The sequence below is a fragment of the Sphaerospermopsis aphanizomenoides BCCUSP55 genome, from assembly GCF_001586785.1.
GTDB lineage: Bacteria > Cyanobacteriota > Cyanobacteriia > Cyanobacteriales > Nostocaceae > Sphaerospermopsis_A > Sphaerospermopsis_A aphanizomenoides_A.
The window spans coordinates 42,747-53,824 of the sequence record NZ_LUFH02000028.1 but is presented as its reverse complement, the minus strand read 5'-3'; the positions used below and the strand labels follow the sequence as shown (position 1 = coordinate 53,824).

Here is an 11,078-nt window from a genome sequence, read left to right as displayed (position 1 = left end):
AGTAGTCGTGAAAAATAAATTTTATCTTTTGTAGAGGGAACAGGGAACGGGGAACAGTTAACAGGTAAGGAATACAGAGATTTTTGTTTGTTTCAAAAATGTTAAATTAATTTTGCTCAGGTACTTAAATAAAGCTTGCAAATTCTGGTGGAGAGATGAACAAAATTTTAGTGGTTGAAAGTGATACGGTACTGTTGGAGCTTTTGGCTGAATTACTTGATTTACATGGATTCTGCTCTATTAAAACCACATCATCTGCACAAGGATATGATCTCGCTAAACTAGAAAAACCTGATTTAATTTTGTGTGGACATTTAAGTACAAATATCAGTACAAATATCAGTAAAAATATCAATACTTACGAAACCTGTTGGGAATTTTTGCGAAACATCCGCGAAGATTTAGATACAGCAAATATTCCCTTTATTTTAATGACTGGACAAGTTTTAGACACAATTCCCAATTGGCAAAATTACCTGACACATCAAGAGATTTTACTGAAACCATTTAACTCACAAGTTTTGCTGGAAAAAATTTATATAGCAGGAGTCAGGAGTCAGGAGTCAGGAGTCAGGAGTCAGGAGTCAGGAGTCAGGAGTCAGGAGTCAGGAGTCAGGAGTCAGGAGTCAGGAGTCAGGAGTCAGGAGTCAGGAGGAAGAATTAGAAGCAGCTATTGACTACTGAACTAATCTTTTCTTAAAGTTTCTTTAATCATTTCTGTCAGATATTTGAGGGTCACGGGCTTACTTAAATACTTATTGGCACCAGCTTGGAGGCATTTTTCCTCATCACCGGGCATAGCTAATGCTGTCAGGGCAATGATGGGAATTGAGGCTATTTGAGGATTAGCACGAATGTGGTGTATTGCTTCTAAACCGTCCATCTCTGGCATTTGGATATCCATCAAAATAAGATCAGGGGTGTGTGTGGTGGCTAAGTTGATCGCTTCGCGTCCGTTGTTAGCCAGGATCAGCTGATAACCACGAGCTTCCAAATAGGCAGAAACAGTATCAATGTTAACTAAATTATCTTCCGCTATTAGGATTAATGGAGACTTAATTACTTCCTCAGATACGAAGTTTGCCGCTTGGATCTGAGTGAAATACCCATGCTGTGGTGACGTGGTGAGTGCCAATGGCGGCACACTAGACGCAGACAGAATAGAGAAACTAGAGTTGACAGAGTTTTTGGGGATGTAAGGTAAACGTACTGTAAAACAACTACCTTGACCTAGTTCACTAGTGACATTAACAGAAGCACCATGCAATTCGACTATTTGTTTAACTAAGGTGAGTCCTAATCCTGTACCGCTATACTTGCGATTCAGGCTGCTATCAATTTGCATAAAGGGTTGGAAGAGTTTCCCTAGATCTGTAGTAGCAATACCAATTCCTGTGTCAATAACAGAAAAGCAAAGCGAATAGAGATTATGGGGTTCACCTGGAGGACAACCTTGCTCTGCTGTACAGACTACTAAAGATTCTAGATGAACCTCCAGTATTACCTGACCACCAGAGGGAGTGAATTTGACCGCATTATTGAGCAGGTTAATTAATACCTGCCGCATCCGGCGTTCATCAACAATGATTTCTCCCAAGTCCTTTTGAATATTGGTGTTCAGGTGAATCCCTTTCTGTATTGCCTGTTGTTTAACAAAGGTTAAACTGGATTTGCACAGATGGGAAATGGACACTGAGGACATTTCTAATTCTAGTTTCCCAGCTTCAATTTTCGAGACATCAAGGATATCGTTAATCAATTCTAATAGGTGTCTACCACTGCGTTCTATGGTCGAGAGGGAGTATTTCTGGCGTTCGTTGAGAACTCCAAACACCTCGTCTTGTAAACTCTCTGATAGACCGAGAATAGCATTAAGGGGAGTGCGGAGTTCGTGACTCATATTAGCGAGGAACTCATCTTTGAGGCGGGTAGCACGGGAAAGTTCAGCATTGGAACGTTCTAACCTTTGTTCATATTCCTTGCGAGACCGGATATCACGCAAGATAGTGGAGAAAAATTCTACCTCTCCCTGGGGAGATTTATGGGCGATGATCAGTTGGGATACAGGAATTTCTTCCCTCTGGGCATTTAGCAATGCGGTTTCTCCCACCCAAGTACCATTAGCGATCGCTTCTGGTATTCCTGCTTCTAAAATTATTTTCAGCGCCCATTCTGGATGGTAATTGGGAATGCATTTTTCTTTAACCGATGCGTTGCTATCCACATTCAAGAGTCGTCTAAATTCGGCATTATTCCAGAGTACACTCCCAGCTGCGTCGGTCATGCCAATGTAATCAGTTGAGGCTTCGAGGATAGCAATCAATCGTTTTTGTTCTTGTTCTAAACGTTTGCGGTCACTGATATCCTCAGCCGTGCCAATTGTCAGCTTGACATTGCCGCTACCATCTCGCTTGAACACAGAATCCCGTCCATAAAGCCAGCGCCATTCCCCATTGGCGTGTTGCATCCGATATTCAAATTCTAAAATTTCTCCATCCTGGGTAGCATTGAGCAGGTTATATTGGGCTGGGACTCGCATCAGGTCATCGGGGTGCATGAGATTTTGGAACAAGTTCGATCCCATGGACTGAATCTGTTCTGGGGTATAGCCTAAGACTGCGGCAATTTCGCGGTTAACGTAAACATTTCGCTGTTCTTGGATGTCATAGAGATAGAGAATGTTGGGCGAGGCATCAGCTATTTGTTGAATAAATTGCTGGCTTTCTTGGAGGGCAAGTTCGGCTTGTTTGCGCGCACTTACATCTTTCATGAAACAGTGATTGCCAATGAATTCCCCCTGCTCGTTATAGGCAGAAATCATTGTCACTTGCTTATAAAAGACTGTGCCATCTTTGCAAACACCTCTGGCTTCGGCTTCCACTTTGCCCGTTTTTAACATTTGGTGATAAACTGCTTCCATCTGGGCAATGTCTTCTGGATGCACAGTGTTCTGCCAGGTCATGCCGATCATTTCATCGGGTTCATATCCACACATAGCAGCATAGGCAGGATTAATAGAGATATAAAATCCCTGTGCATCTAATCTTGATATTCCCTCCACGGCATTTTGCATGGCTGCATTCATCTCTCGCATTTCTGCCTCAGCTTGTTTGCGTAGATGCAGTTCGTTGTATAAATCGCTCATGTCAAAGTTAACACCAATCATTTTTTGGGCTGTTCCCTGGTGACGCTGGATAATGGCATAAGCTTTGATCACCTTGATAGTTCCATCCGGCCAAACGATCCTAAATTCATTGTCAAAGTCTTTTTCGCCAGCAATTGCCTGCTGCACAGCTGCACGATTAGTTACCAAATCATCGGCAAGTAAACAGTTTTCCCAGGCTTGATAATTACCTTGAAACTCTGATGGTTGAATTCCGTAAAGTTCGTACATCCTTTGATCCCAAAGCAGGCGATCGCCGATAATATCCCATTCCCAAATACCAATTTTTGCTGCATTCAGCGCCAATTCTAACCGTTCTGACAGATCGCACAGTTGTTTTTCTACCTGTTTGCGATGGCTAATGTCTGTTTCTGAGCCTGTGAGGCGAATAACTTGACCGGATTCATCCCGTAATGCCTGCGCTCTATCCAATATCCACAGATAAGAACCGTCTTTGCATAACACTCGGTACTCGATCTCAAAAAACTCAGTTTTCCCAGCAAAGTGATCGTCAATGGCTGCTATGACCCGATCATAATCATCAGGGTGAATATGTGTTAAAAATTCCTTGGGACTATCGCCAATATCCTCTTCATTGAACCCGCGCATGGTTTTCCAACGAGTAGAATAAAAGATTTTATGAGTCTTGAGGTCAAAGTCCCAGATTCCATCGTTACTTCCCCTCAGAGCTAACTGCCAGCGTTCTTCACTTTCTCGCAGTGCGGCAGTTCGTTCTTCCACCTTGATTTCTAGTTCTTGGTTTAAATGTGCTAATTCTCTTTCTGCCTGGACTCGCAGGTGAACATCCTGGACTGTGCCAAATAACCGTTTAACCCGTCCTTGCTCATTGAGTTCGGCTCTGGCGATCGCTTCCACGAATTTGAAAGAACCATCTGGCTGGTATGCTCTTAACAGCAGTTGATAGGGTTCTCCCTGATAAATTGATCTTTCTACTGCTTTGTGAAGTGTTTCTGCATCTTCTGGATGGTAAAGTTGCAGGTTTTCTGCGTAAGTTGGTTCTCCCAAAGAAGGATCACGCCCTAAAATTCGGAATAGTTCCGCAGACCAGGTAATTTTCGCGGTTTCAATATCAAATTCCCAATTGCCAATCTTGGCTACCCGTTGGGCTTCGGCTAATCGAGACTGACTTTCACGCAGGGCTATTTCGATTTGCTTGCGTTCAGTAATTGGTGTACTTGTACCAACGATGCGATAAATGCGGGATGAAGTATCTCGGATTGGAGTTAAGGTGGTAATCCACCAGGTGATTTTGTCCTGAAATTCAATACATTCTTCATAGCAAATAGGGACTCCAGCCTGGATACAATTAGTATAGTGTTGTCTTATTGCTGGTAATGGGGGTTTACCTCGCATTTCTTCAGTTAACATCCCCGTTAACCGTTCACAGGCTGGGTTGAATTCTAGAAAGCGAAATTCGCCATTTTTGAGGACATCGACGGTAAAAACTGCCTGTTCTACGCCTTCATAAATGCTGCGTAAAAACTCTTCTTTTTCCCCCAGGGCTGCTTCTGCTTTTTGCCTTTCTGCTAGTTCAGCTTGTGCTGTTTGGTGAGCGATGGCGTGTTGAATAGCGATCGCCAGTTGGATGGCTATTTTATTTAACAGGCTCAAATCGCTAACTTCCCAATGGCGATAATCTGCACAATGATGGCCAATTAACAATCCCCACAGTTTTCCTGTCACCAATATTGGTACAACTAAATTAGCTTTTACCTGATATGGCTTTAATAGTTGCAGGTAACATTCGGGATAACCAAATTCGTGAATGTTATCAATGGCAATAGTCTGACCTTTGCCATACAATTCCACTGCTCTCTCCTGAAAACAGGTATCTTCAATGCAATGGTTGATGGATGCTACCCAATCTTTACCCACGGACTCGGCAACAACAATACCACTCCAATCTGGCTGAAACTGATAAACGAGTAGGCGATCGCACTTCAAAAACGCCATTACCTCTGTCACGGCTGTGTTGAGTATTTCTTGTAAGTTCAAGGAAGACCGAATCTGACTGGCAATTTTAGTCAGTAATCTTTCTCGTTGTATCTGCACTTCTAAAGCAGCAGTCCGATCTTTTACCTGCTGTTCTAGTTCGCTATTGTGGGCTTGCAGTAACTCTTGGTTGTCAGATTCCAATCGGGTGACTTTTTCTTCTAGGACTTCTAGCATTTGGTAGATTTCCAGCGGATTCAGCACATTTAACAGATTGGTCTGAGTAACAATACCTAATAACCTCTTTTCCTTATCTGTCACCACTACCCGATTAATTTGTCGTTCTTGCATCAACTGCCGCACTGACCACAGGGAAACATCTCCTCGCACAGAAAATACGGGGTAACTCATGACTGTTTGTGCTTGGATGGTGGCAAAATCTAGTTCTAAAGCTAAAAACTGGACTATATCTCGCTCGGTGATAATTCCCACAGGAGTCAGGTGATGCTTGTCTGGTGCTACAATTACTACTGAACTCACCCGATTTTCTGTCATTAATTGCGTTATTTCCACAATAGTAGCGGTGGGTTGGGCATGAACCACTTTTTTTGTCATCACCTCCGATGCTACACGCAAATGTAACAGGTCAATGGGGCGTAATATTTGGCGCAAACTTTCATGGGTGACCAATCCTGCTACTGTTCCCTGGTCATCTACTAAAGGCAAATGGCGAATATGATGTTGTTGAAATATACTAAGGGGGATAAATAAGTTTGTAAATTCGGAAACTTGCAGAGTGACAACTGGAGATACCATGACTTCAGAGATGGTTAAATCTGCAAGGTTTTGTTCTCTAGCACTGATTCGCACTAAATCACGTTCGGTTACAATTCCTACTAGCCGATTGTTCTGCACAACCAGCACGCAACTACTTTGTGCATGAGCTATGATTAGTTCTGGTTGAGAATCAACCTCGCAACTAAAAGAGCAGCTTCTACCACTAGCACTCATCAAAGTGATAGCTTCTACCACACAGGCAGTGGGGGCGATAATCAGAGGATGACGAGAGATTGCAGGTTCTAAGTCCATGTCTGTAAGTATATTTGCAGCCACCTTGTTACCTCATCCAGAAATGGTGGTTTTGCTGATTACCTGGTGGGATAATGCCAATTTTATTCAACATTTATGCTGCCCGCAAATAGAGTTTATTTTTTATTAGGTTCAGCAATAGCCCTATCTCCCATTTTATCTGTGATTATGGGTATTTCCTTAGCTATTGCCGTGATTTTGTTATTTGATGCTGTTGTTTTAGGACTGATGTTTGTTGACGGTTTGCAAGTAAGAAAATACCGCGTTAAAATTAGCCGGCAATTACCCTCACGTTTATCTATTGGACGCGATAATTCCATAGTTTTGAAAATAGCATCGGTTAGTACAAATACTGTTATTCAAATTCGTGATTATTACCCAACAGAGTTTGCTGTTTCTACACCAACTCTGGGCGTTATCCTGACTGCAAATAACGCCCAAGAATTGACTTACACTGTACGACCAAACCAACGCGGAGAGTTTGCTTGGGGAAATATTCAAGTGCGACAGTTGGGAAGTTGGGGGTTAGCATGGGATGATTGGCAAATTCCCCACAATACAACGGTGAAAGTTTATCCTGATTTGTTGGGTTTGCGATCGCTCTCCATTCGTCTGACACTGCAATCCTCTGGTTCTATCCGTAAAATTCGCCAAATGGGAATAGGAACAGAATTTGCAGAACTGCGTAATTATCGCAATGGAGATGATTTGCGGTTTGTCGATTGGAAAGCTACTGCTAGACGTTCCTATGGTAATACGGGACCTTTAGTTAGAGTGCTAGAACCAGAACAAGAGCAAACTTTGTTGATATTACTAGACCGTGGCAGATTAATGACAGCCACAGTCCAAGGTTTGCAGCGATTTGACTGGGGTTTAAGTACCACATTGTCCTTAGCATTAGCAGGATTACACAGAGGCGATCGCGTGGGTGTAGGTGTATTTGACCGCCAAATACATACGTGGATACCTCCCGAACGGGGACAAAATCACCTCAATCACTTAATTGATCGTCTCACACCTATTGAACCAGTATTATTAGAATCGGATTATGTCGGGGCTGTAACTCATGTAGTTAAACAACAAACCCGCAGGGCGTTAGTAGTAGTTATTACTGACTTAGTGGATATCACAGCTTCATCAGAACTTCTAGCAGCACTTTGCAAATTAGCGCCCCGTTATTTACCCTTTTGTGTCACTCTCCGCGATCCACAAATTGACCAAATAGCACACACTTTCACAGAAGATGTTACCACAGCTTATACTCGTGCAGTATCTCTAGATTTATTAGCACAAAGACAAGTTGCTTTTGCCCAATTAAAACAAAAAGGTGTCTTAGTTCTTGATGCACCAGCAAATCAAATTTCTGATCAATTAGTGGAACGATATTTACAACTGAAAGCGAGAAATCAATTATAGGGAATAGGGAATAGGGAATAGGGAATAGGGAATAGGGAATAGGGAATAGGGAATAGGGAATAGGGAATAGGGAATAGGGAATAGGGAATAGGGAATAGGGAATAGGGAATTATTTATTCTCCCCATCACCCCATCATCCCTGTCACCTGTCACCTGTCACCTGTCACCTGTCACCTTTAAAGAATAGGATTAGGAGTGATGACTGCTAAAACTCCAGCTACTGCTGACGCAACTAGGGAGACAACAGCGGCATTAAATAACCACCAAGCAGCATCAGCAAGGGCTTTTTTACTGTCAATTGCTTGTTGTTTTGCTTGTTCTCTAATCACTTGCAGTCTTCTTTGAGTTTCTTGTTGAATGCGTTCAGCTTGATGTAATACGCTATCTCTTGCAGATTCAACGCGATTGATAATTTGATTAGCTTGTTCTTCAGAAATATCTGGACGAGAACTGAGGATAGCAACTAAAGTATCACGGTCGAAATGAGAAAGGCGATCGCGCAAAGCTTCAAACCCTGCTTGCGGGTCATCGAATATTTTGGCAAAATCCTGTTGAATGCCTTCATAATTGAGTTCGGGACGTTCTAAGGAGTTGAGATAGTCACGAATTCTGCCGAAAATTCTATCGACTAGCGATCGCACTCTTTGTTGAATCTGCTCGAATTGTTCCACAATGGAATCCCGCACAGATTCAATTTGGTCTACAATTCTGTTTGCCTCTGCTTCTGAAATATCCTCACGTTGGGAAAGCAAAGCTACTAATGTTGAACGGTCAATTCTAGAAACACGGTCGCCTAAACTACCAATACCTGCACGGGGTGAAGATAGCAACAATTGTAAATCACGTTTGATTCCTTCGGGATTCAGTTCTTCTTTGTGTGTGTTGCGGAGGTAGTTTTCTAAATTGGCTTCAAAGTCTAGCACTTGTTTAGTCGTGCGTTGTGCTAAACGTTGCGGTGCTTTAACAATGTTATTGATTGCTGTTTGTACAGAATTAATGATTTGGTTAACTTGTTCCTCACTCAAATCTTCACGCTGGGACAGCAATTTAACTAAAGTTTCTTTGTCAACTTTTGAGAGTCGGTCGCGCAATGCTAAAACACCTTGTTTGGGGTCACTAAACAATTTTTGCAAATCCCGCTGAATACCTTCAGGATTCAATTCTTCTAAGTTAGTATTCCGCAGATATTCGGCAATAGCCGTTGTAGTTTGTTCATATTGTTCTTTGGCTTTGTCTACCACTTTCTGCGGTACTTGAAGAATATTATCTCTTACTCCTTCTAAAGCATCTAAAGCTTGATTGATTTGTTCTTCGCTTAAATCTTGACGCTGACTCAATAATTGAACAAGCGTATCTCTATCAAATTGGGATAAGCGATCGCGCAAAAGATTAATTCCAGCTTGCGGGTCTTCTAATAAAACTCGAAAATCCCGTTTGATAGCATCAGGGTTAAGTTCTTCTTTATTAGTATTCCGCAAATAATCTTCTACCCTTTGGCGCAATTCATCAGCTTTATTTCTGGCTTGTTCTTGCCATTCCCTTGCGCGATTCAAAATATTATCACGAGTGCTTTCGAGTTGACCAACAATATTGTTAGCTTCCTCTTCACTAATATCTTGACGTTGCTGAAGTAGTTGAACAAAAGTATTACGGTCAAATTCACGCAAGCGTTCCTGTAAATCTGTAAATCCAGCTTCTGGGTCTTCTAGTAAGGTACTAAAATTGCGCTCAATACCTTCGGGATTTAGTTCTTCTTGGTTAGTATTTCGCAGATAATCTTCTATTTGACTGCGTAGGTTTTGGGATTTATGCTGTTTTTCTCCTTGCTGAACAATTTGGAAAACGTCTTGGCGAATATTTGTTAATTGTTTGGCAATTTCTTGAATTCTATCGGCGCTGATGTCACCCCGTTGTTGCAGCAAGTTAACAAAATAATCTTGATTAATTTCTTCTAACTGACGGCGCACAGTGCTAGGGTCTGCATTGGGGTCATAAATAACATCTCGAAATTCATCTTTAATCGTGAGTTGATTAAAATGCCAAGGAAAAGAATTGCGGATATATTCTTCTACATCTGCCTTGATAGTATTTTCAGGTTGCCTTGAGAATCTATCACCGAATTGAGTACCTATTTTACCAGCTTGTTCAGTTGTTTGGTTAGCAACCTGTTTCAACTGATCAATAATTTTATTGACATCAACATCTTGAACTTTAGTACCGATTTTTTTCAGTTCATTGGTAATTTCTTGCACATTTACATCAGCCAGGTTAACTCGCTCTAACACTGCTGTTCCCGCAGCACCTAAGCCATATTGAATAGCTTGTTTTAGGACTCCATTGGTTTGTTTACCATTGCCACCAACCGTTATCAGTTGTTGCAATTTTTCACCTAATTTTTCTGATTTTAATTCTTCTGGACTTGCCGATTTAAGCAAATCAATCACTTTTTCGGTCGTATTTTGGCGATTTATAACTTGTTTCCAAGCACTTTCTAATTGGTCAGCAATTTGATTAACATTTTCAGGAGAAAATTCTGCCTGACTACTGATTAAATCCACAAAGGTTTGACGATTGATATTTTCCAACAAGTTACTATCGCCAATATCTCGCAAATCTACATCTTTTAACAACTGATCAAATTGATTTCTAATTTCTTTGACATCTAACTTTGGCAACGGTAGAGAAGTCAAAGAATTTTGCAAAGTGTTTCTAATACTATTAACATTAAAACCAGAAGTTAATTCTCGACGAACTGCGGCGGTAATTTCTTCAGCGGTTGCTACCGTTTGTCTTTGAGCAATATTAGCACCAATCGCAGAAGTAGCTGTACCCAACAAACCTTGAATACCGGAAGTTACAGTGCTAACAAAAGAACCAATTAATGAGCCTACCGCACCTGAACCTACCCACATAATTATGGTGAAGTAGCTAGACCAAATAATTACACCAATAATTGCTCCTAAAACTGCACTTTCAATTAAGCTCAATTTAACTGCTAAAAAACAAGCGATGAATAAGGCAATACTGGAAGAAAAGATTGCCCAAGTCCCCACTTTAGCTTCAATTTTCCTAATACTTCCTCCTAATGTTTCGGCATCATCAACATCAGCATAAGCACCAGTGCCGATAGCGGAAATTCCCGCAGCTACAGAGAGATTGGTGAATAATAATTGAAATGCTAAGGCCATGACTATGCCACTTAGCAATGCTAGTAAAAATTTAGGACTAGAAAATACAAATGATGTTTGGACTGGAGTTAAAACTTCACCAGTGACTTTGATGGGAGCTAATCCTAAATGTAAATAGTAAGACTGTAAACTATTTACTGCAATTAGCAAAGTTTGAGAAAACATAATTTCATCCTTAAAACTGAAATCAACAATGAGTAAATTTAATTAAGAAAGACGTTTCTCAGGTATTATTGAGTAGTGATAGTTCTGGTTTGCTTCTAGTTTAA

General features: G+C 41.3%; 4 protein-coding genes. 2 read left to right on the top strand and 2 right to left on the bottom strand.

The window, feature by feature from the left end; all coding sequences use genetic code 11:
- Nucleotides 1-155 precede the first annotated feature (155 nt).
- A complete protein-coding gene (locus A0J48_RS09385; RefSeq protein ID WP_200322465.1) occupies nucleotides 156-677 on the top strand; it encodes a response regulator in 522 nt (173 codons plus the stop codon).
- 8 nt (nucleotides 678-685) lie between these two features.
- On the opposite strand, the gene A0J48_RS09380 is transcribed toward A0J48_RS09385, so the two are convergent.
- A complete protein-coding gene (locus A0J48_RS09380) occupies nucleotides 686-6,229 on the bottom strand; it encodes a PAS domain-containing protein (protein ID WP_200322464.1) in 5,544 nt (1,847 codons plus the stop codon).
- Nucleotides 6,230-6,301: 72 nt separating this feature from the next.
- Between A0J48_RS09380 and A0J48_RS09375 the strand changes: the two genes are divergently transcribed.
- The gene (locus A0J48_RS09375) at nucleotides 6,302-7,621 is read left to right on the top strand and encodes a DUF58 domain-containing protein (RefSeq protein ID WP_200322463.1); all 1,320 of its coding nucleotides are present in this window, start codon (nucleotides 6,302-6,304) and stop codon (nucleotides 7,619-7,621) included.
- A gap of 176 nt (nucleotides 7,622-7,797) precedes the next feature.
- Here the strand turns inward: A0J48_RS09375 and A0J48_RS09370 are convergent, their stop codons facing one another.
- Nucleotides 7,798-10,974, bottom strand: coding sequence for an MFS transporter (locus tag A0J48_RS09370; RefSeq protein WP_200322462.1), 3,177 nt, complete (start codon nucleotides 10,972-10,974; stop codon nucleotides 7,798-7,800).
- Nucleotides 10,975-11,078 lie beyond the last annotated feature (104 nt).

Bases quoted from the DNA above. Each gene is read 5' to 3' on its own strand.
- A0J48_RS09370 (WP_200322462.1), bottom strand. From the start codon at position 10,974: ATGTTTTCTCAAACTTTGCTAATTGCAGTAAATAGTTTACAGTCTTAC.
- A0J48_RS09385 (WP_200322465.1), top strand. From the start codon at position 156: ATGAACAAAATTTTAGTGGTTGAAAGTGATACGGTACTGTTGGAGCTT.
- A0J48_RS09375 (WP_200322463.1), top strand. From the start codon at position 6,302: ATGCTGCCCGCAAATAGAGTTTATTTTTTATTAGGTTCAGCAATAGCC.